Source organism: Massilioclostridium coli (assembly GCF_900095865.1).
Lineage (GTDB): Bacteria > Bacillota > Clostridia > Oscillospirales > Ruminococcaceae > Massilioclostridium > Massilioclostridium facile.
In genome coordinates this window covers 309,155-331,754 of record NZ_FMIZ01000007.1, presented here as the reverse complement: position 1 = coordinate 331,754, position 22,600 = coordinate 309,155, and the positions used below count along the sequence as shown (strand labels likewise).

18 protein-coding genes and 2 pseudogenes are annotated in these 22,600 nt (G+C 50.8%); all 20 read right to left on the bottom strand.

From position 1 onward, the window contains the following. Positions 1-11: 11 nt before the first annotated feature. The 20 genes and pseudogenes from srtB to tet(40) all read right to left on the bottom strand — a co-directional run bounded on the left by srtB (position 12) and on the right by tet(40) (position 22,598). The gene (gene srtB / locus BQ2683_RS06930; RefSeq protein WP_069988287.1) at positions 12-4,868 is read right to left on the bottom strand and encodes a class B sortase; all 4,857 of its coding nucleotides are present in this window, start codon (positions 4,866-4,868) and stop codon (positions 12-14) included. A 50-nt stretch (positions 4,869-4,918) separates the two neighbouring features. Next, positions 4,919-6,049, bottom strand: coding sequence for a DUF4366 domain-containing protein (locus BQ2683_RS06925; RefSeq protein WP_069988286.1), 1,131 nt, complete (start codon positions 6,047-6,049; stop codon positions 4,919-4,921). Then, positions 6,039-6,296: a DUF4315 family protein gene (locus BQ2683_RS06920; protein WP_069988285.1), complete on the bottom strand. Its 258-nt coding sequence runs from the start codon at positions 6,294-6,296 to the stop codon at positions 6,039-6,041. The genes BQ2683_RS06925 and BQ2683_RS06920 overlap by 11 nt, the downstream gene beginning before the upstream one ends. 20 nt (positions 6,297-6,316) lie before the next feature. Next, positions 6,317-8,815, bottom strand: a complete 2,499-nt coding sequence (locus BQ2683_RS06915) for a CD1108 family mobile element protein (protein ID WP_476703386.1) — start codon at positions 8,813-8,815, stop codon at positions 6,317-6,319. A gap of 33 nt (positions 8,816-8,848) precedes the next feature. Beyond that, complete coding sequence (locus tag BQ2683_RS06910; RefSeq protein ID WP_187118736.1) at positions 8,849-11,326, bottom strand: VirB4-like conjugal transfer ATPase, CD1110 family; 2,478 nt, start codon at positions 11,324-11,326, stop codon at positions 8,849-8,851. Next, the gene (locus tag BQ2683_RS12890) at positions 11,229-11,660 is read right to left on the bottom strand and encodes a PrgI family protein (RefSeq protein WP_076939139.1); all 432 of its coding nucleotides are present in this window, start codon (positions 11,658-11,660) and stop codon (positions 11,229-11,231) included. The genes BQ2683_RS06910 and BQ2683_RS12890 overlap by 98 nt, the downstream gene beginning before the upstream one ends. A 98-nt stretch (positions 11,661-11,758) precedes the next feature. Next, positions 11,759-12,343 (bottom strand): MT-A70 family methyltransferase, encoded by a 585-nt coding sequence (locus BQ2683_RS06905; RefSeq protein ID WP_069988283.1) that lies wholly within the window; start codon positions 12,341-12,343, stop codon positions 11,759-11,761. Beyond that, positions 12,343-12,786, bottom strand: a complete 444-nt coding sequence (locus BQ2683_RS06900; protein ID WP_069988282.1) for a SpoVG family protein — start codon at positions 12,784-12,786, stop codon at positions 12,343-12,345. The genes BQ2683_RS06905 and BQ2683_RS06900 overlap by 1 nt, the downstream gene beginning before the upstream one ends. A 39-nt stretch (positions 12,787-12,825) precedes the next feature. Then, positions 12,826-13,689, bottom strand: coding sequence for a VirB6/TrbL-like conjugal transfer protein, CD1112 family (locus BQ2683_RS06895; RefSeq protein ID WP_069988281.1), 864 nt, complete (start codon positions 13,687-13,689; stop codon positions 12,826-12,828). 6 nt (positions 13,690-13,695) lie between these two features. Continuing rightward, positions 13,696-13,785, bottom strand: a pseudogene (locus BQ2683_RS13810) (Maff2 family mobile element protein); the annotation flags it as partial. A gap of 89 nt (positions 13,786-13,874) precedes the next feature. After that, entirely contained in the window at positions 13,875-15,494 is a 1,620-nt protein-coding gene (locus BQ2683_RS06890; RefSeq protein WP_069988280.1) for a recombinase family protein, read from the bottom strand. Between the two features lie 111 nt (positions 15,495-15,605). Then, positions 15,606-15,794, bottom strand: coding sequence for a transposon-encoded TnpW family protein (locus BQ2683_RS06885; RefSeq protein WP_069988279.1), 189 nt, complete (start codon positions 15,792-15,794; stop codon positions 15,606-15,608). 14 nt (positions 15,795-15,808) lie between these two features. After that, positions 15,809-16,651, bottom strand: a complete 843-nt coding sequence (locus BQ2683_RS06880; RefSeq protein WP_069988278.1) for an ATP-binding protein — start codon at positions 16,649-16,651, stop codon at positions 15,809-15,811. Continuing rightward, positions 16,648-17,499 (bottom strand): replication initiator protein A, encoded by an 852-nt coding sequence (locus BQ2683_RS06875; protein ID WP_476703385.1) that lies wholly within the window; start codon positions 17,497-17,499, stop codon positions 16,648-16,650. Before BQ2683_RS06875 ends, BQ2683_RS06880 begins: the two co-directional genes overlap by 4 nt. A gap of 15 nt (positions 17,500-17,514) precedes the next feature. Continuing rightward, complete coding sequence (locus tag BQ2683_RS12880) at positions 17,515-17,880, bottom strand: cysteine-rich VLP domain-containing protein (protein WP_476703391.1); 366 nt, start codon at positions 17,878-17,880, stop codon at positions 17,515-17,517. A 10-nt stretch (positions 17,881-17,890) separates the two neighbouring features. Beyond that, on the bottom strand, positions 17,891-19,516 hold the full coding sequence (locus tag BQ2683_RS06865) for a relaxase/mobilization nuclease domain-containing protein (protein ID WP_002596230.1): 1,626 nt from the start codon (positions 19,514-19,516) through the stop codon (positions 17,891-17,893). Next, positions 19,488-19,886, bottom strand: a complete 399-nt coding sequence (locus tag BQ2683_RS06860) for a plasmid mobilization protein (RefSeq protein WP_069988275.1) — start codon at positions 19,884-19,886, stop codon at positions 19,488-19,490. The genes BQ2683_RS06865 and BQ2683_RS06860 overlap by 29 nt, the downstream gene beginning before the upstream one ends. A 582-nt stretch (positions 19,887-20,468) precedes the next feature. Then, entirely contained in the window at positions 20,469-20,681 is a 213-nt protein-coding gene (locus BQ2683_RS06850) for a helix-turn-helix domain-containing protein (RefSeq protein WP_002586615.1), read from the bottom strand. Continuing rightward, complete coding sequence (locus BQ2683_RS06845; protein ID WP_069988273.1) at positions 20,674-20,955, bottom strand: sigma factor-like helix-turn-helix DNA-binding protein; 282 nt, start codon at positions 20,953-20,955, stop codon at positions 20,674-20,676. Before BQ2683_RS06845 ends, BQ2683_RS06850 begins: the two co-directional genes overlap by 8 nt. Before the next feature lie 421 nt (positions 20,956-21,376). Further along, positions 21,377-22,598: pseudogene (gene tet(40), locus BQ2683_RS06840) on the bottom strand (tetracycline efflux MFS transporter Tet(40)). Between the last annotated feature and the right edge of the window lie 2 nt (positions 22,599-22,600).

Here is a 22,600-nt window from a genome sequence, read left to right as displayed (position 1 = left end):
GTTTTTGTTATTTATTCAGTTTCAATCAGTTTCCCCATTACCAGAAAACGGTCGGCGCCGTTATTGGTGCAGGTAGAGAGCGTCAACACCCGGTCGCTGGAAGTGACGGAAGCCTCCGTTTTAACAAGAGATCGTTCCTGCATGGCAGAAAGCCATGTGGTATAAGCTCCGTCATCTTTCCAGGAAAGTTCCCAGGGGGAGGTCTTGTTTCCTGATTCGCCGGGGCTTGCAACAAAGGCAGAGAAAATCTCCATCACATAATTTTTCTTTGGCGTCATCAGGTACATGACCGGGTGTGCGTCATAGTACCCTTGGTCTGCATATTCCCGCAAGGTAGAGAACATGGATCCGTCGCGCATATTATGACCGTAAATAATGTTGTTGCGGTCTGTAAACTCCGGCTTGTTCTCATAATCAAGGAATATACTGCCGGTCTTGTTTGCCGTTCCGTCGTACAAGTGTTTCAGATAATAGTCATTGTCTTTTCCCTGGACGACTGGATAATTGATCGAAGTATCGGGAAGGGCAAGCCACGCCTTTACGTCCGGTCCTTTTTGCAGAAGTTCTTCAAAGTTTACCGAAGGCAGCCTGCTGTCGGAAGCATCTGCGGATTCTTCCGGGCTGCTTTTCGTTTCTGAAACGGCCTCTACATACTGGTGCAGCTCGTTATACGCCTCTTTGCTTTTCTCATACTGGCTGATCTCCCCGGAGAGAAGGAAGGCACTGCCTATGGTTCCGGCGGCAAAAGCCAGAAGAACACTTCCGGCAGCAATGCGGTATTTTTTCCCTTTCCCTTTGCGGACACAGCAGAAAAAGGAAACACCGGTACCGATCATTGCAAGGGCAAATAAGCCGCTCCACAGATACAGGTTGTAATCATCGCCGGTCTGAGGCACTGGTTTTTTCGGTGTGTCAGGGGTGTGCGGTTTGTCCGGTGTATCAGGAGTATCCGGTTCCTCCGGTTTTTCGTTAAAGAACTGTACCACAGCGGTTTCTCCGGTCTTGATCTCTACCGTAGCCCCGTCAGGAATGATATAGTCCTCACTGGCCTTGTTTCGGATCTCCGTTACCGTATAAACGCCGATACGCAAACCGGTAATTTCAATGATTCCGTTTTCAGGAGTGGTAAAGGTCTCACAATAAGTACCGTCTTTACTCTTTACCTCAAAGGCAAAACCGTCTTTTCGCCCGTCACTGGAATCTTTGACGATCTTTAAGTTTCCGCGGTAGGCTTCATTGACAAAGCCGTAACCTGTTTCTCCGTTTTCAATCACAACCACCTGTCCATCTTCGGTGATAGAGAAGTAATAAGCGTTTGGATCGATCTCAAATCCTTCCGGCGCTTTCTTTTCTTTCACAAAATATCCCTTTGCCAGAAGCCCGCTCATTTCATGGAATCCTGCGTCTGTTTCTTCCAGTTCACCGATCAGCTTATCATTTTCGGTCAGTTCCTTATCACCGTCCGTATCCTCATAAAGTTCAAAGACAGCTCCGGCAAGACGGTGCATAAACGGATTGCCGCTTTCTTTTTCTGCCGATTCATCTTCCGTAGTTTTGGAAGGATCCACCGCCTCGGTCTTGATGACCTGCACGGTTCCGTGGATCAAAGTGTTGTCAATCTGAATTTCAATGACCTGACCGTCTGTTCCCACATATACATGGTGCTGTTCCTCACTAATGGAATACAAGCCGGACGGACTGGCAATCTCCGCAATGATCCAATGACCGAACGGTACATTTTCAAAGGAGAAAGTACCGTTTTCCCCGGAAGTAACCGTCATAAGAGCATTTTCTTCGTTAAATTCCTCTGTGTCAGGAGCAAACAGACCAATGACAGCGCCTTCTAAGGTCAGGTCATCACCGCCATCCGGGTTTTCTCCGTATTTGATCCCGTCAATACGGCCTCGGATCAGCTCATTGGCAATCGCATTTCCTTCATTGACTTTGATCGACACAAGCCCGGTTTCCTGTCCGGCGTATTCAAAGACAACCGGATATTTCTGATCGGAGATCACATAGGCATCATTGGTTGTGCGTTCCTGCACATAGAAGCTGCCAAACGGAAGATCCGTCATAAATCCTGCTGAAAACTGCCCCGGTACATCTTCCATAGGAGAGACACCGACAACTTCCAACAGACCGCCTTCAGGAATCACACTACCGTCAAGAGCGGTGATGTCCTCGGAAGCATAGAGGCCAAAGGTAATATCCTTATATTCTTCCCCTAAGCCAAGACCAAAGGTTTCATCTGTTTCCAATCCTTTTAACAGTTCCACGGCCGCTTTCTGCCGTTCGTCATACACACCGACAGCAGCCTGTGTGATCTCTGTTTCCTGTCCGGCATAAGTCAGTTCTGTATAAATCGGTTCGGGATCCAGCACCATGCCATCCGGCGCCTTTCGTTCTTCCAGACGATAGCATCCAAGATAAAGCGGATCGCTTACTGCAGTTCCGTCGTCTCCGGTCGTAAGCGTAGCAACAACGGTATCTTTTGCCACTCTTAACGTACCGTCTCCGGTGTAAATATCTTCATCTGCAATCAGGTCATAGACAGCGCCGGGAAGCCCCATCACTTCATAAACCGGCAGATAGAAGCCGTCATTTTCCTGAACGCTTGCAAAGACTTCACCGGTTTTGGAAATGGTGATCTGTCCTTTCTGCGGTTTGTTATGCTGTACCACCGTTACCACGGCCTCGCTGCCATCCACGGTAAACGGCACCGGTTCTTTAGAAAGAACATAGCCTTCCGGCGCAGCCACCTCATGGAGTTCGTAATTTCCGGTCTTTAAAGGTTCCGGCAGCATCAGCCAGCCTTCATCAGAAGTGTAGAAAATATCAATGGTTTCCGGGTTCGGATAGTAAATTTCCTGGCTGATAAATTCACCGGTCTCCAGATCCTTGATACGGAAGCCCGTACCCGGAATCGGAATGATCTGGTCGGTTTCCGCATCCCTTTTTTCTACACGTACTCTGGAAGTGATCGTTGTGTTATTCAGGATATAAGAATAGGTGTGTCCATCTTCATTGATATAAACGGTAAAATCCGGTACAAAGGCTTTTCCGTCCTCACCTTCGATCTGGTGGACCGTATAACGTCCATACGGAAGCATTTTGGAAGCAGCAAATCCGTCAGAGTCCGTTGTCAGAAGGTCGCGTTCGCTTTCTTTGGCTTCCTCATAGCTGCCGGAATTTGTGAGATAGACTTCAAATACAGCGCCTTCCTCCGGCTTTTCAATGATCCCGGCATTGGCGTCGTCGCTGTGTTCGGAATCGTCCACATCAGGATCCTTTTCATCCGTATGCTTCACGATCTGGATATTTCCGTAGATCACTTTTTCCGTAACATTATTTTCTGTCGTGTTCAGTTCCACTTCATAAAGGGAAGGAGAAGCGCCTACCTCATGGACCGTTTCATCTAACAAGTACCCATTGCTCGGTTCAATCTCACGAAGCGTCCAGTCATCCCCGCAGACATAATATCCGGTCATAAAACTTCCGTCCGGTCCGGTCGTAAAGGTGTCGATCAGCTCGCCGCCTTTATAAAGTCCGTATTTTGCACCGGCCAGGGAAGCGTCTCCCTGTGCTGTTCCGGTATCCGCATCGGCTTTATGTACCAGTACACGGAACTTTTTCAGGATATTGGAAAACTGCACACTGGAAGTCTGGCCGCTTTCAATGGTGACATACTGAGAAGCCGGAGTGACATAGCGGTCCACCGGTTTTTCTGTCACAAGATAGGTACCAGGAAGAAGGTCTTTGCTGATTGTACCGTCTTTTCCGGTCACAACGGTTTCGTCCACGCCGTTCCCTGTGATCTGGAAAGAAATGCCTTCCACGATACCGTCCTCACTGGTCTTGACGATTTTAGCTTTTCCATAGGTTTCCGTTTTGATCTGCATATAGAAAGAAACCGGATCTTTCGCGCCGGTCATCATGGTCTGCCAGCCGGAACGCCCCCAGATCAGCATATTTTCTCCGATCGGAACATTTTTTCTATATTGAACCGCAATCGGTGACACAATCATTTTCTTGCTGGTAAAGGTGTATTTGTTTCCGTTTCTTGTAACGGAAATCCCGCTGTCAGAAAGAGCCTGCAAGTCGATATTCAGGTTATTGGTATCCGTCAGCGTCAGGGTATAGATTTTTTTCTCCGTATCCCATTTCAATTCCTGGACAGGTGCGTTCTGTGCGCTGGTTCCTGTAAAAGAAGGAATTGTAGAGTGGGAAGCTATCTGATCCAGGATCCAGTTATAGGCTTTTTCTGCAGGCCGCCCCTGGACAATGCGGTAAAAAGTGTTTCCTGCAACTTTACCGTGATCGTGACGGCTGTGGGGATCGCTGCGAAGCTGTTGCTGGTATTCCCAAATGATACACTGAGCCGCCATATACCAGTCATCCGCATTGATCCCGCTGATCGGAAGCGGTGCGCCCGGCTGCCATCCATAAAGGGAAGCCATCATAATGCCGCGCTGTGCAGTTGCGGGAAGCTGGTTAAAATAACGGCTGTTTTCCGTATGTTCCGAATAGTAGCCGTCATCCGAATCCCCAAAGCGGATCCCGCTTTCAATACAGTACACCCATCGGAAAGCGCCTCCGTTTTCAGAGAGTACAAAGTGCTGATAGACAACATTGCCGTTGTGGTAAGAATAGCTGTTCGTTCCATCGCTGTGATAGGTCATGGTGTAATAACCGGAAGGGGAGCGGTATGGCTTTCCGTCCGATCCCATCACCGTATCCCCATAAGCAGAACTGGCACGCTGCCCTTCGGAAGCTGCAAATACGCTTGTAGGGAGCATCCCCAATGCAATCAGGACGCAAAGGAACGCTGACAGTATGCGGCTGACGCCGCGCTTGCGAAATGTTTTCATATTCACGCTGTATTCCTCACTTTCATTATTTTTTCAAAAGGAAAGACGGCTTATCTGCCGTCCTCCGTAGTTTCATCCTCGTCCAGATCATCCGGCAAGGTTTCGTGATATTCAGAATCCGGTTCAAATCCTTCCCCATAACCTTCATCCTCATATTCGTCATCCATTGCCGCCTGCTGCTTTGGACGGACGATCTTGAAGTAATATCCAAGACCTCCGGCTGCGGCAAGAGCAAACAGCACAAAGAAGATCATGCCGGTATTGGATTTCTTTTCTTCTTTCGGATCCTGCTGTGAAGCCTCGTCCTGCGCCGGTGCTTCGTCAGACTTTCCTAAGCAGCCGGACATCTTGTTTTTGCAGACCGGACAGTCTGTGTTGACGTTTCCGGCTTCGCATTTTTCAGAACAGTTGCAGATTTCCGTTTCAGGAATTGCACCGGAAGTACCCTGGTCTTTTTCTGCAAGAGCCATCAGATCCGACTCTGTAACACCGTTCAGAAAATACACATTTTCAGAACCGCGCTTGCCGTCGATCACAAGATAGAACACATTTCCTGCCTCTGTCTTAATGGTGTAGAACTGTTTATCATCTTCCTGCTCCGTAGCAGAATCCAGGATCGTTCCGGTACCGTCCGGTGTAAGTGCGCCCTCCGGCAGAGCGCTTTCCGTTTCTTCTTCCTGTGCCGGTGTTTCTGGCTGGTTAGAAGAAGCTCCTGACTGCGGCTTTTTATCACTGCTTTCCTGTGTGCTTCCCGCAGTATTTCCATCGGAAGGAGCAGGGGAAGGAGTATCCGTGCTGGAAGCTGTCTGCTTTCCGGCATCCGGCTCGGTTTTCTGCGGTTCCTTATAATAAGGATTATCCAGCTTGACCGTCTCGGACTGGTTGCCGGAATAATCCACCGCATAAACGCTGACCTGCTTTTCATTCCCCGCATAATCTTTTAAAAGGACAGAACCTTTTCCGTCTGAAAGACTATTAACACGGGTTTTATCCACAAAGACAGCCTCTACACCGGACAGATCATCACTTGCGGTAATGGAAAGTGTATCTTTCTCCAGTTTCACGCTGACCGTAGGCGGCGTGGTATCCGCACCGCCGGAAGCATAAGCAGAGATAGGAAATACAAAAGCGCCCATGCCAAGCATAAGCGCCGTCATCAAAGGCAGTAGTTTATTCTTCATGGCATACCTCCTGTGTTTTCGTCGGCAGACCGCCGCTGTTTGGAAGGACCGCGCCTTGTTTCTGCAGTTTCAAAAATTCCGCCAGCTCTTTCGGTGAGATATTAAAGCTGCGGGCAACCTCGCCGTAATCCAGGTTCTCCAGCTCGGTTTTCTGTTTTTTCAGATCCGCAAGTTTATCCTGCAGCTCTGCAATCTTGTTTTCAGTTTTCTGAATCTCCTTTGCGAGTTTTTCAATTTTAGGATTCAATCTATTACCTCCAATCATAATTAGTTCAGTCGTCCAAATGCGTAAAAATGCTGCTGCCAGTAGGACGTATCAATGCTGGCATACTGGACGGGATCTCCGGCATGGATCATCTGTCCGTTTCCGATATAAATGCCGATATGTGTAACCGGCGTGCCTGCGGAATAGGTTCCGGTAAAGAAGATCAGATCTCCCGGACGGGCATTTTCCCTGGACACCGGCGTGGACATGTTATATAGCCCCTGTGCGGTCGTACGCCCCACATTGGCAACACCGCTTTGATTGAATACATAGCAGACAAAGCCGGAGCAATCAAAGCTGTTCGGACCGGAAGCGCCAAATACATAAGGTTTCCCAAGATGTTTCTGTGCTTCGGCAATCAAAGCCGCATAACTTCCGTCACCCATCGGTTCCCCCGGATAAGCCGGAATTTCAGGACCGCCCGGTGTTCCCGGCGCCATTGTTCCTGCGGTATGGTTTCCTGTATCCGTAAAGTAAAGCGGATTGAAGTATTGTCCGTCCACCAGCACTTCCAAATGTAAGTGCGGTCCGGTGGAGTTTCCGGTACTTCCTACCTTTGCGATCACATCCCCTTGTTTTACCGTTTGTCCGGGAGTGACAAGAAGCTGGGAGCAATGTGCGTATTTTGTTGTCAGCGTCCGGCCGTCTTTCATCGTACCTTCGATCACTACGACCAGACCATAACTGCCGGATTCACCGGCCTGTGTCACCGTTCCGTCGTGGCCTGCTAAAATCTCCGTTCCCAAAGGCATCCCAATATCCACCGCTTTGTGATAATCTTTCCCGCCGCTGATCGGATGGACGCGGTATCCGTAATAACTTGTCACATAAGGAAGCCAGTCAGTATCGCCGAAAATATTAGCGACATACTGCCGGTTGCCTTTTGACATCATCAGGATATTAAAAAGTTCTTTCTGCCCGTTATCCATACGCCCGGCAATCACGTCGGTGAAAGAATTTGCGGTGAGCCTGATATTCAGGATATGCCACTCATAGGGTACTTCTTCTTCGGTGGTTTCTCCGGTAACAGGATCCACACGGGTTTCCGTACGGTAACGGATCTCTGTTTCCGGGATAAATTCAAGGCGGTACTGTTCAGAGAAGATTTCCCTTAACACCGCTTCGATCTGTTCATAGGTAAAGCCGTGATAAGAAGCAGTCAGAAATCCCATCAGCTCAAAAGGGTTATGCCCCACATTGCCGACCTGATAGCGGTATTCGTCATATCCCGGATGTTGTGCTTCGGCATCTTGAATCTGGATCTGCAGGTCCGTTTCCCATTCCGTATAGGAAAGCTCCGCCTGGTTGATGTCCTGATCCTCGGCCACATAGCTTGATGCGGCAACGATTCCAAGACCGCCGGTTCCCATACTGGAACAGGAAGTAAAGACCGAAGAAATCAGAAAGAACAGCAGAAGAAGCAGAGTTGCGATCCCGAAAATAATCGGGTGGCGTTTGACAAAGAACGCCACGCGTCCGGCTATCTTTTCTGTTGTGACCGCTGTTTTCTTTGCGGTCTGTCCTGCACGTCTGGCTTCTCTTGCAGCTTTGGCATACTGCCTTTTGATTTTCTGTTTCTGCCACATCCGTGCAAGCAGATTGCTCTTTAACTTCGGGTTCTCATGGAGTACCTGCTGATAGGCAGCTTTGGCACTGGCTCTTGACGCCTTCTTTTGGAGACGGGAGACTTTACGGTAAGGTGCTGACTTTCGGCGGTGGTTTAGAGCACGCAGACCACCTTCCGCAACAAGCTCGCTGCGGTGCGCCGCCTCGATCCCGATATTCTCATGCTCATTTTCATAAATCTTCTTATGCGCATATCCAATGGCGGCATTAGCGCCTTTTTTCACCGGACGCAGCGGTTTGGCACCTTTCATATGATCCCGCTGTGAAACAACCTCTTTTTCAAATTTCAAGCGCCGTTTTGCCTTACCGGTTTCAACATCCGACTCCACGCTCAAACGAAGTTTGCGCCTTGCAGGAAGATTCTGCTGTGCGGTTTCTAACTTCTGAGAAGTACGTTCCGCCTTACGCCTCGCATTTGTCAGCTTTTTCCCCGGTTCCTGAGGTACTTCATCGGCGGTAAACTGCAGTTTGGATTCTTTCTTTGGAAGTTCCGGTTCTGCAGGTTTGAGATCAGAGGACTCCTGCTCAGTAAATCTCTGCTGATACCTGATACCATGCTGTATCTCTTTTTCTTTCACAGCTTCCGGTTCCTGCGCATATATCTCCGGTTCCTGAGAAGAAACAGCTTCCGGCTGTTGTTCTAAAGAAGCTGCTTCCTGTACCGGTGGTAGCTGTTTCCTTTTGCGACGTGTTTCAGAAGAAAGATCCCGGTTATCCTGCGGCGGCAAATCCTGTGACCGGCGCAGGTCAAAATCTTTTTCCCGCTCACTGATACGGGTTTCCTCTTTGGTTCTGGCATTTTGTTCCACAAGACCATCTTTCGTCATCTTCTGAAATGTCTTATCCCTGGCACGAAATTCACGATCCTTTGGCAAGCACATCACCTCCCAATGCCGTCAGGATCCTGCTTAGGAAGCTGTTTCCGCGACTTCCTCCGGTCTGGTCGTCATAATACGGTACAGGCTGGTATCTTTCGGGAAGTGATCTACGAATGGGATAATGACATTCCCAAAAAACAAAAGCCCTTCACCCGGACCGCTGTGTGTAACATAGGATAACTGGTGAGGACTGATACCAAGCTGTTTTGCCAAAATCTGACGGTCGCCCTGTGCCTGGTTGAGCATATAGATAAAGTCGCTGTTCTCAAAAATATTTTCAATTTCTCTGGATGCCAGAAGGTCCTTTACGTTCTGTGTCAGTCCGCTCGGAATCCCGCCCCATTTACGGAACCTTTTCCAGATCTCCACAGAGAAAGCTCCGGTCTGGCCCTTTAAAAGAAGGTGAAATTCGTCGATATAGAACCAAGTCGTCTTATGTTTTTCACGGTTGGCCGTAACACGGTTCCATACCGCATCCTGCATGATAAGAAGCCCGATCTCTTTGAGCGCCTTTCCGAGAGATTTTAACTGGAAGCACAGAACACGGTGGCTGTCCATATCGATGTTGGAACGGTGATTAAATACATTCAGACTTCCGTTTACATAGATTTCCAAAGCTGTAGCGATATTTTGTGCCTCCGGTTCGCTCTGATTTCGGAGCAGGTCATACAGGTCTCCTAAGATCGGCATATTTTCCGGTTTCGGATCCTGCAGGTATTTGCGGTATACCAGACGGGTACAGCGGTCAATAATAGTTTTCTCAATGGGAGAAAGACCGTCTTTTCCGCCGATAATCAGGTCGCACAAAGAAAGTACAAAATCACTTTTCAGCGTAACCGGATTTTCATCGTCCGAGTAATCCAGGTTAATATCCAGCGGATTGATATAGTTGGAAGAATTAGGGGATAGATCAATGACCTGTCCCTGCTCCCCGAACCTTCGGATCAGAGGACCATATTCATTTTCAGGATCCGCGATGATAATGGAATCGTCGGTCAGAAGAAAGACATTGACGATCTCACGCTTTGCACTGAAAGATTTTCCGCTTCCCGGTGTTCCGAGGAATAAGCCGTTGGGGTTTTTAAGCTGCTTTCGGTCTGCCATAATCAGGTTGTTGGAAAGAGCGTTCAGACCATAGTAGAGCGCCTGCCCCTGCTGGAACAGTTCGCAGGTCGTAAACGGCACAAAGATCGCCGTGCTGCTTGTGGTAAGTCCGCGCTGAATTTCAATCTGGTTGCGCCCCAGGGCAAGAGAGGACATAAGCCCCTGTTCCTGCTGATAGTCCAGACGTTTGAGCGCACAGTTATACTTCTGAGCAATACCGGAAGCAGCGAAAATATCCGTAAACAGTTTTTGACGCTTTGGCGCAATGTTCTGAACCAAAACCGTTACCAAAAACATCCTTTCATTTCTGGATTGAAGATCTTGAAGAAGGCTCTGTGCTTCCTCTCCGTAAGTGGCAAGGTCGGTCGGAATGATGTCCATGTCATATCCTGCGCGGACCGCTTTTTTCTGTTCCTCAATTTTCATTTTCTGCAAATCGCTCATTTTGCGTTTGATGTTGCGGATCGCCTGCGCCTGGTCGATAGATTGGATATGCAGGTTAAGCGTAATCGCATCGTCCAAATCTAAAAGGTCGGCAAGCAGACGGTCCGTAAGCTCCGGCGCCAAAATTTGAAGAAAAGACATTGCACCGGAATATTCTCCGATACGGAAGGTCTTGCCATCCCTTGAAAAAGAAAAACTGGTAGGAGCGATAAAATCTTTTGTGGAAAGTCCTGTTTTGGCAAGATCTGTCCATGCAAAGTGTAATTTCTCCTGACCGTCCGGGTGAAGCTGACCGTGAAGAAGCTCCAGGCGCTCTAATCCGTTTAATGGCAAAGCCTGTACGCCCAAGGTTTTAAAGTTATTTAGAACATCCGTTTCGATTCGTTCCAGACGCATCTTAGCGGAACGAAGGTTGTCAGCTTCGATCCCAAAAGTAATGAACTTTCTTTTTGTGAGACCGTTGTTTCCTTTTTCAAGCTGGCTTTTCAGCATATCCGCATATTCCCGGCGAATATCGTCATATTCATCCCCACGGGACGGGATTGCGATACTTTTTGAAAAATCCTGCATATTGGCACGCTGATTGATAAAGGTAAGCTGCACAGAGATCGTTGAATCAAAGTAATTGAGAAAATCACAGTAACTTTCAAAAATCTGTGCCTTATCATCCGCCTGTGCAAGCTGATAATTTATGTCAAAGAACTGCACCGTTTTGGTGTAGAACCTGTCCGTTACCCGGCAGATCCCATCCCGGTACATTTCTTTATAGGGGATACTCTGCTGAGCGGTCTGCGGAGCATCCTTTTTCATTCCAAGAAAAAAACCGCCCTTCCTGGACGGCTTTGCACTGGACACAGTTTTTTTATCGGCACCCTTTACCTCGGCCCGACTTTTCTTTGCCTGTCTGATGTTTCTTTGCAGACGTTTTTCCTGTGCCTCCTGCTGTTTGTTTTTTGGCAATATGTGATACCTCCTTTTGCGAAATGATCTGATAGAAATTCTGTGTTTTATATGGACGATGTTCCGGCCACATACGGTGACGCAGCATATTTTTCAATATCTTTTCTGCAGGCTGTCCGTCACGTTCATACATTGCCAGAAAGAAAAAGGGCATCATAAGCCCGATCATCAAAAGAACCGCAGCCGTATTTCCGATCACGTTATGGGTAAGGAAATAGACCGGTACGCCGATCACAGCCGCAATACTGAAAAATATAAGCTGTCGTTTTGTAAGATTGAAGGCAACCTTTGTCTTTACCTTTGTGAGATCTTTTGGTACAGGTACATATGGCAATCTATCACCCCTTTCAAAAGTTCTCCCCGCTGCTGTACTTTAAGAGCGGGGAGAGGATTTTCCTGAATTTCAATTTAATTGCCGGAATAGCTTTTGTTTTACTTCATATTAGATAGCGTTGTTTCTCCTTTCATATCAGGCGAGAGAGAAATGTCGCAATCCACCTCATTGCCCCAGGAATCCCATCCGGGTATTTTCTGTCGGGCAAAAAGTTCCACACGGGGAAGATCTCCCATAAGCTGAACGATCTTATCCCGTACAACATCCGGTTTCTTGCTGTGCTGTTCGATATGAGAGATCACAAACTGGTGAATCCCGGCACTTTGACGTTTCGGGTGCCCGCGGGTAGCCAAGAGACAGACTTCGGCATTAGATCTGGTCCAGAATCCCATCCCATAAAACCAGGTATCCGCTTTTCGATTCTGCTTTAACCATAAGAAAGCAAGCGTCTTATATCGGAATCCCCATGCTTCGATCACACGGAAGGCTTCTTTTAGCTGCGGAAATGTCGCCCATAGAAAAAGCGCACTGTCCTTTGCTGCAAGATCGGCAACCGGAAGTGCGCATATTTCCTCTATGCTCATAGTGGGATAATGATTTTCTGCGACGCCTTGCCCTCGTTTCATATCATAACGCCATGGCGGATCCGCATAGATGATCCCGTATTTTTTGGTTTCTGACATTAAAGTTCCGGCTCTTTCTTCGCTGCCGGAGCTTTGGAAGGCTGACTCTTAACCTTACCGGCATTTTCTTTCAGCGCACCGGTAAGGGAAGGCTTTTCCGCCGCGCCTTTTGTGGCTTCAAGCGTTGCCTGCAGGTTTTCGATTGCCTGCCCGTATCCTTCAATCAGCGCATCACAAAGCTGTTTACGAAAATCTGCTGTAACCGGCCAGCACACATCACGCCAGCCGCCTTTTCCGTCCTGTGTGGAAGGCATATTGACATACAGCCCTTTTTCACTGGAACAGATACGGAACCCATCTACCTTAAAGCAGCCGCCAATCGTCACATTGGCATAGGCAAGAAGGTTCCCCATCGGGGCGATCGGGCGAACCCTTACATCCAGTTTCAAAGGTGCAGCTTCCATGTTTTCAGGAACCGTAGTATTTGTATTGTTATTGCTCATAAATAAATCCTCCTTTTATGTGTTTAAAATGATTGCGCACTAATGCGCATTAAAGATACTTTTTGATAACGAACTGGTCTTAAACAAAGCAAAGGCAAGCAGTACCGTATATCCCGCTGTACCCCAGATTGCGCCGTGTATGTCGCTGTTTGACGGAATGGATTGTACCAATACCGCATAAATAGCAACACAGATCAGGATAAGGAAACCCTGAAATCCAAGAGCGAACAGGGAGCGAAAGTAGTTGGTTCCCATCACTCCCCATTCACGATTTACCATCGTGGAAAACGGAATCGGTGCAACGCTCACGGTCAAATAGATTTCAATCATTCTGCCGTAAACAATTACAAAAATCACAATGGACAAGATCCACATACACAGGTAAATAATATTGGTCTCCAGCCAGAGCCCCATCAGTTCCCATACACCCATTGCTTCAAGCTGCGTCTGTAAGTCGTCAAGAGAAGCTGCCACATCCAGATTGCCGTTGATAACTCCGGCGCTGTTTGAAATAGTATGCTGTGCCACATCAAACACCGCCATGACAATCGTGAAACAGTTTGTCAGAAGATAGGTGGCAACAAAAGTCTTGAAAATCCACTTGAAAATATTGAATGTATCGAAGTCGTGCATGTTGTTCTTTTCCAAAATCATCTGAATCAGTTCATACACCAATACGAACGTCAGGATAATTCCGGCAATCGGCAGCACAACCGTTTCCGATAAAGTCTGGATCATTTGGAAAACCCCGCCATTCCAGCCTTGCGGGGTTTGTCCGACCTGACCTGCGACATCATTGACCTGGCTGTTTACTGATTCAAATATACCTGTGTATTGTCCTGTGATAGCGTCAATAAGGCCCTGTTTAATCCAATCCGATATCCAATCAACCAGCCAATCCATAGGTTATTAGAACAAACCAGCCAATAGCGGGATCAGCGTCATACCAACTAATGCGATACCTCCGCCAGCCATAAGCTGTTTCATACCTTGTGATTTTGTTTGTGTGTGATAAAGAAGCATTAGAGGTGTAAAAAATTTTGCCGTTCCTATCCGGCACTTGGCCATTGTGTCGGATAGGTCGGGCGTTAGGCTTCGGGCAAGTCAATCTTGCCGACAAAGCTGTAATAAATCTCAATGTCCTGCCTGCGGATGCCGTTCTCGTCATAGCTGCACTCATGCACGACGATTTTCTCAATCATCTCCCGCAAGAGGGTGGGGGTCAATTCCTCAAAGGCAAGGTGCTTTCGGACGATACCCATAAACTTTTCCGCATTGACGGTGGCGGCCTGCGACTTGGAAAGTTCCTCCTGCAAAGCGGCGGCGCGGTCTTTCAGTTCCCGCTGTTCCTGCTCATAGTCTGCCGACAGTTCCATGAAACGCTCGTCGCTGATTTTGCCGTTCACATTGTCCTCATACAGCCGCTTGATAATGCGGCTCACTTCGGAAATGCGCTCCTGCGCCTGTTCAAGCTGCTTGGTGGCTGCGGCGGTCTTTCTCTTGCCGCCGATCTCGTTCTGCTGGATAAGCAGCTTCACAAAGCGGCTCTCATGCTTGGCGGCATATTCCGTCACTTGCCGGAGATTGGAGAGGACACCGGCGGTCAACAGGTCGGTGCGGATAAAGTGCGCCGTACAGTCACGGGTGCGCTTCTTGTAGCTGCCGCAGATGTAACAGTCCTGCTTACGGGTCTTGTTCTGATACCGCTGCTGGTACATCACATGGCCGCAGTCGGCGCAGAACAGCATACCGGAGAACAGCCCCACTTCATCATAGCGGTTCGGGCGTTTGCGCTGCTTGCGTAACTCCTGCACGCGCTCCCATGTTTCCCGGTCTATGATAGGCTCATGGTGGTTCTCAAAAATGGCCTGCTTCTCGATGGGGTTCTCTACGCTGTGCTTGGTCTTGTAAGAGGGCTTCTCCGTCTTGAAGTTTACCAGACAGCCGGTGTACTCCCGGTTTTCCAACAGGTGGACAACGGTATTTGTCGCCCATTTGCACTCATAGCCGGGGTGGTAGCGGCGGGTGCTGCCCGTCCTGCGGTATTCCAGCGTCCCCGGCGTGGGGATTTGCTGCTCCGTAAGCATACGGGCAATCTTGGTCGGGCCGTTCCCGGCAAGGCAAAGCTGGTATATCTGCCGGACTACCGGCGCGGTTTCCTCGTCAACGATATAATTCTCGTCCTCGTCCATGAGGTAGCCGTACACCGGCTTGCTGGTAACGGGCTTGCCGCTCATGCCTTTTGCTCTCTTAACTGCCTTGATTTTCTTGCTCGTATCTCTCACCAGCCATTCGTTGAACAGATTTCGCAGAGGGGTAAAATCGTTGTCCATGCCGCCGTTTGCGCTGTCCACATTGTCGTTGACAGCGATAAAACGCACGCCCTTTTGAGGGAACAGCATTTCCGTGTAAAACCCTACCTGCAAGTAGTTTCGCCCTAACCGGCTCATGTCCTTGACGATAACTGTACCCACTTTCCCAGCTTCAATGTCTGCAAGCATGGCTTGAAAACCGGGCCTTTGAAAGTTCGCGCCGGAATAGCCGTCGTCGGTGTACCAGCGCAGGTTGGTAAAGCCATTCTGTTTTGCAAAGGCTTCGAGTATCCTTTTTTGATTCGATATGGAATTACTCTCACCTTGCAATTCGTCCTCATGGGACAATCTCGGATAAAGGGCGGTAATGAGGTTTTGGGTGGCTTGTCTTAACATAAAATCCTCCGTTTCCGACAGCCAGCCCCACTATTCCGTGGTTTCATTGTACCACGGAATAGGGCTGGTTGTATAGCGGCAAAAGTGTCAAATCTGCTTCTTTACAGCTTGTCAAATCGCCGGTTTTTGTGTAGCAGCGGCTTCCGCTTCCAGTACCCGCGCCATTTTGTCGGCGGCTGTGGTTGTGGTGTCTTTCTTGAAATAGCCGGACACGACAAGGACGGAATTGCCCATGCGGATTTCCGTCACGCAGTCGGGGCGGCGAGTGGTGCGGTGGTCGTGCTGCTTGTTATCTGCCATAGGCAATACTCCTTTCAGTCGGTAATCAGTTTCTTCATGTTCTCCATTTTCCGCTGCGCGGCTTCCTGCCGGAAGTTGTCGCCGGTAAAGCGCACCGGGACGCACATGGAAAGCAGCCGGTCATAAATCCGGGAATGGGCGGTGTCCTCCGGGTTCCGCAGGTCGTCCAGCGTGAGGTTGGTCGTGACGATCAGCGGCTTGCCGCTGCGGTAACGGCTGTCAATCACATTGAAAACCTGTTCCAGCCCGTATTCCGTCCCGCGCTCCATACCGAAGTCGTCAAGGATAAGCAGCGGATAGCGGCAAAGGCGGGAAATGTACTCGTTGCGCCCCTCAAAGCTGGCGGCAAGGTCGTTGAGGATAAGGGCAAAGTTCGTCATGTGGACGGGGATTTCTTTCTCCATAAGGGCGTTTGCGATACAGCCCGCAAGGTAGCTTTTCCCGGTTCCCACGCCGCCCCAGAACAGGCAGCCGATATTGTCGGTTCGCATATCCTCCCAATGCTCCACATACCGGCGGGCAATCCCGGTCTGCGGGTTCCTGCCGTTGTCGTTCTCAAAAGTCCAGTCCCGCATGGTGGGGTCGGTAAAGCCCCGGCGTTTCAGTTCTTCCACGGTATCAAGGTGCCTGCGCCGCTTCTCGGCGGCCTCCCGTTCCTCACGGGCGGCTCTCTGGCAGTCGCACTCTGCCGGGTGGCGGTCACGGCCAAAGATAGCGGCCTTATCCGGCGCAAAATAGGCTTCTTTCGGCTTGCGGCATTTGCCGCAGTACAGTAAACCGTCCTCGCCGGTGTAGTCCTCCGGCTCCGGGGTGGCAGCCGTCATATTTTCCAAAACAGCGTTGATTTCGTTCTTCATAAACTCTCGCCCTCCTTGCATGAGTAGTCAGGGATGCCCTTTTTCGGGGCGCCCTTTTTGTCGTTCCCCGCCCATATCCGCAGGGCGGCGGCATAATTCTGGTAGCTTTTCCCGCTGGCGGCAAGGTAGCGGCTCATTTCCTCGATGAACCGTTCCAGCCTGTCGGGGTAATCCTCTTTCAGTTCGGCGTATTCTGCTTCTGACAGGAAAATATTCCGGTATCGGCCATAGGGCGCGGGCGGCTCCCCACTCGCTCCCATTGTTTGGCTCTCTGTAAGTTTGTTTATAGTAGTTTGGTTAGGGGACGGTTTTCCGACCATCATAAGGTCGGTTTTCTGACCATCAGTTGGTCGGTTTTCCGGCTCTGTGAGGGTCGGTTTTCCGGCCATCAGTTGGTCGGAAAACTGTACCTGTGGCACACGCGGCACTTTCACATATAGCCGGTTCGGTACGGAGAAGCCGCCCCGTTCCCGTTCCAAAAGCCCCGCCATGTCCAGTTCATTGAGCGCCCCCTTTATGGTGGTGCTGCCTTTATCCAGTATTTCGGCTATCTCCGCGATGGGATAGATAATATAAATCCTGCCCTTGTCGTCCTGCCACTTGTTTTTCTGTGAAAGGGTGGAGCGGTCTAACAGCAGCGAATACAGCAGCTTGGCGGTCTGGGAAATCTCCATTTTCAGCAGAAAACGGGGATAAGGCAGAAAGAAAGGCAGCGGCGTGTCTGCCATGATATAATCAGCGATAATATCACCTCCCTGTGTTCGGGTTGATTTTGGCGGTTTGTCACGCATTAGGACGGCGTTTCCGGGGGAAAAGGATAAATGTATCGCGCACCCTTTGACACCCACGAAAAAAGCCTTGATTTATGCGGGTTTGAAAGGCTCTAAAGCGTGACATTTATGCCTTTGTTTCCGCTTTCGCTCGGCAGCTTTGATTTTCTTTATGCGTCCGGCGCAGTCGGGGCAGTATTTTCCCCGGTTGGATTTGGGGACAAAGGCCGCGCCGCAGACGGCACACCGTTTCCGGCTCCCCCGGTACAAGAGGGCTGCGGCCAGCTCCCCGTCAAGGGGCAGGACAGCCACACGGAACCACCGGCACATGAGGGAAAGGGAAATGCTCTGGACGCACACGCAAGGCTCCCCGTCGTCTAACAGCAGGCAGTTTCCCTCGTCGTAGTTACAGCACTCATGTACCAGCCGCCGCGCCCGCCGGTGCTGGCGGTAGTCCATGTGGGGCAGGTTATCGCTCATGGCTCTGCTCCTTTCTGCGGTGCGGCTCGTCCCGGCGCAAAATCTGGTCGATGTTCCGCTTGACGGTCTGCAACTCCTTGAACCGCTGTTTCTGTTCGTGATAGGTGTTATACAGGCCGTCTTTCTCGGAGATAAGCTGCTCGATCTCGGCCTGCAACGCTTTCCGGGCGGGCAGCTTGGTAATGCCATGCGCCTTGAAATACCGGGCTGCTGCGTCGGCTATGATAAAATCGCTCTCATGGGCCTGCCGGTATGCGGCGCGGGCTTTCTCGGATTTCTGTGCCCGCAGCCCGTCGCGGGCGGCCTTGGTCTGGGCGTAGGCCAACACCTGCCGCTGCAACTTCTTTTTCCCTTGCAGCTTCGTTTCCAGTGCTTTCAGTTCGCCGCTGGTCTGGCGCATTTTCTGATAGGCGGTGTCAACGGCGGCTTCTAACTGCTCCGGGGAAGTAAAGCCGTATTGCTGGTAGACGGACAGCGTTTTGGCGGCCTGCTTCAGATTGTGTATCTTCGCCCAGCGTTCATAGCCCCGGCCTTTGCCCTCGGCCATTTTCTGCTCAATGTCCACAAGCCGCTGCACTCCGTCCTGTTTCGGGGCGGCTATCTCGGCTCTGGCAACCTGCAAGCGGTCTTTTATGGTGCGTGGGGGATCGGGGGATCTGGCTGGCGCTTCGGCTGCTCTGGCGGCGTTTTGCTCTAAAACGGCAAAGACAGCGGCGCGGTCAAAATCGTCGCCCAGCTTCCGGGCGGTAATTGGCTTTGTCCTGTCCGGCGTGAGGTAGGAAAGCCGCCCCCGGCTCTCCTTGACGGTCACACCCTCCTGCAGCAACAGAGAGGAAAACTCGTCAAAGCTGGCGGCGGTGGCAAGGGCTTTCCGTAGGGTCTGCCGCAGCTTCTCCTTGTTCGTTTCAAACTTGGTCTGCCGGGGCGTGATACTATCGGCAATCATGGGGGCGTTCTGCTTGTCCAGCGCGGCCTGTCCCTTTTTCTGCGCCCAATACTCCCGGTCGGTGACGCGGTTCTTGCTGCCGTTCAAGAGGTCGATTTGATAAAGCCCCTCCCGGTGGCACATCTCCATGACTTCGGATTTGAAGTAGCGCAGGGCAGCGTCGGTACATCGGTGCTTGCAGCCGACTTTCGTATCGGCCGGCCTGTCCATGTAGGGCAGGAACGGCACTTCCTCAATCCGCAGGCTGTTTATGACGATATGCACATGAATGTTGCCGCTGTGGTTATGCCCGTCCGGGTGGGTGCAGACAAGGGCCTGGTGGCCGGGAAAATGCTCTTTACAGAATTGTTCCCCCAACGCCTGCGCCCGGTCTACGGTCAGGCCGTTGTCCGGCCCGTCCCGCGGGTCAAAGCTGATGATGTAGTGGTGGCTTTTCACATCTTCCCGCCGCTGGTTTTTCTGATAGCGGAGATTGGCCCGCATACACGCAACGGCAAAATCCTCCCCGTCGCAGTTCAGCGTGGACAGCCGGTAGTCCTCGCGGGGGATAAGCCTGCCGGTTTCATCAAGGACGGGCTTCATGGTAAACTCGTCATGCTCAAAGAGAAGATATTGCTCGGCGGCTCCGTAGTCGGCGTTTTTAGAGTTGATATGCTTGAGTGTTGCCAACCGCGTCACCTACTTTCTTGAGGACTTCATACTTGAGGACGGCAAGGTCGGATATGGCGGCGCGTACCTCGCCGGAAAGGGTGTTGTAGGGTACGCCGTATTCGTTCAGATACCGGGCAATCTGATTGAGGTTGCCGCCGATCCTGCCGTACTCGGCGGCCAGCTTTCCAACAGCGGAAAGCAGTTCATCATTGACCGCTGACACATGGATAACGGGGCGTATGGTCGTGCGCCGTATCGCCTGCCGGAGAAATTCCGACTGGCTGATACCATAGGGCGCAAGCCGCGCTGTGAAGTCGGCGTATTCATCTTCGGACAGCCGGGTTTTCACAACGCGGCTGCGGTGGGGTGTGTTGTATCGCTTCGGCATGGGCTGTAAACCTCCTTTCACTTATCACAAAAAATAGGCTGGTCTGTTAGGTATTTCCGGGGCAGTTCTCGCAAAAAAATGGCCTGCCGGACGGAAATATTTTTGCGGCGCAAGCCGCATAGCAGGGTTTGGGGAAGGCACTCCCCAACAAGTTTCCCGCGAGGGGCAAAACCACAGAATTGCGGATTTTGGCACCGTGGTAGAAACTTGCTCTCCGTGACTGCAAACTTTCTCTCACTTCCGTCCGCCACTTTTTTGGAAAACTGCAACCACAAAAGTTTGTTTCTCTTTTTCTGCTACTACTAATCCTGTAAAGGGCATTCCTGCCCGCTTTCGCTAAAATGACACCGGACGCAGTGGTTTCTACCCGGTGTTGGAGAAATCCTTTCTCTTTGCCCTCTACTACGGGTAAATGCTCCAAATGCCAAACACCAGGGCAGAAAAATTCCCTCCTCGCTTACTACTACAACCGGCAGGGGGCAAAATGGCCGGGAGCGGAGCCGGACAACAAAAAAAGCAGTAAATCTTTTTCAAGACTTACTGCTTTCGCTGGCCGCGTCGGTGGCGGCTGGTATTCAGTTTTTATGACTTGTCCGGTGGTTCGTCAAGCCGGAACTTGAATTGACAGTCAATTAACCGCTGCTTTACATAGTCCTCCACCTCGGCGTTGACCTGCCCGTTCACTTTTGAGAAATAGCGGATATATCCGGCGTAGTGGAGCAGGACAGCGTTCACGGCTTCTGGGTCGCCCTCACGGGCTTTGAGGATTGTTTCATAGGGGAGAAGTCTACTCATACCGGCTCACCCCCATTTCTTCGCGTAGCCGCTGCAAGGCAAGCTGGATATGCCGCCCCGCTGTGCTGCGTGACCGGCCAATACACGCGCCGATCACGCGCTGCGGCTGGCGCAGAAAGTAATAGCGCAGGATTTCTTCCCGCGTCTGCTCCGGCAAAACAGAGATCGCGTCGGCAAGGGCGGCGTTGCAGAGCAGGACGGTCTGACCGCAGACGGTAAATGGGTATTCCTCGTCCGGCTCCGACGCGGCAAACTGGACAAACTTCTCGTTCATCAGATAGTCAAGGGAAACTTGCCGTTTTCAAAAGCTGGTAGGTGTCTTTGCTCCATGCCACCGTTTCTTCCCGGACTTCTCCAGCAAATGTCTTTCCTTTCTCCGGCACATGCAAGCCCTGTTCCCAGCTCTGCTCGTTGCACCGTTCCTTTAAGTCTTTAAGGTCGTGCTTACTCAGAGGGTAATTTAGGGTATAACAAAATAACCCACCCGAATATCGTTTTTTTTATTTGGTGAGTTTGTTCTTTCAAATACGAAACAAATGCTCATGTACGGTAAAGTATCACAAGAAAATTATGTCGAATTGACAGCCGCCTCCGCTATACCGAATAAGGAAATAAAGAGTCCTCAAATTTTGCGCTACTAAATGAAGACGAGCGGAAGTAATCTCCCGCTCGTCAGTAAACTTAACTATGCCATATCAATCCCGCTTCTTTCCCGCCACCGGCACTAAGAACAGCGCGGGCAACAGCAGGAAAGCGGTACAGACCAGCCCCCAGGGTATGGACACCTGCTGGGCTACCAGCCCCACAATAGGCCCGCCGATGATCTGCCCGAAAGAGTCCAGCTGTCCGCTGGTGGAAAAGACTGTGGCGCGCATTTTCTCATCCACATGGTCGTTCATCCAGGCGGCCAGCACAGGCTCCTTGATGGTGCGCATAAGCCCCGCCAGCAGGAACACCAACAACATGAACCAAAAGCTCCGCCCCACCGCGAAGAGAACCAGGCACAGGATATACCCGGCGCTGGTGGACATGACCACACTGGTTCGGCTGACAGTCCCTTTTTTCTCCATGCGGGCGATGAGCAACTGAGAAGCCAGAATACCTAAGCCGCTGCCGATAAGACTGATAACACCGAACCAAGTGACGCTGTTCAGCGGCCCGATAACGGGTATTACCGTGTCATCCAGAAAATGAGCGGTGGAGAGCCGGTCAAAGCCTTCACTGGCAAGTCCCCCGCATAGTGTGATTGCTAAGAGCGCCAGCAACACAGGTGCGCCTTTCACAAAGCCCAGGTTGAGCTTGAACAGGCAGACAAAGTCTTTAAGCAAGCCCTGCCGTTCCTCAATAGCAGGGGAGAAGTTGGTTTCTGGCATGATGCGACCCAACACCAGCCCCAACAACAAGCACAAACTGCCCCCCCAAGATGAGAGGCATTTGCAGGTTTATGTTTCCCAGCAGTGTGCCCAGCACCACGCCCAGAACGCCGCCGATTTGCCCCATTTGACTGCCCCGCAGGAACACCTTGTCTATGGGTTTGTCCTCTTCCTCCGAGGCAATCCACGCCTCCAGAGCGCCGGTGATGAAGGTATCACCGCAACCCCAGACAACCTGGGCCAGCAGAACCGGCGCGAACCACGGTAGCGCACCCTCCATCAGAAAGCCCAGGCCGTAGAGGAACATTCCAATCAGCACCGAGCGCCGACGGCTATACAAATCCGCCACCACACCGGTGGGCATCTCGAACAGAAAGCAGGAGGTCTCCAGAACCGTCCCTACCAGGACAAGCTGGAAAGCATCCAGCTGCACCACCTCCAGGTGGTACACGATGGAAAGCACTGTGGACATAGAAACCGCCAGGGAACAGACAAATCGGAACAGCAGGTAGACAGAATATGCCTTTGAATTTTTAGCAAACATGA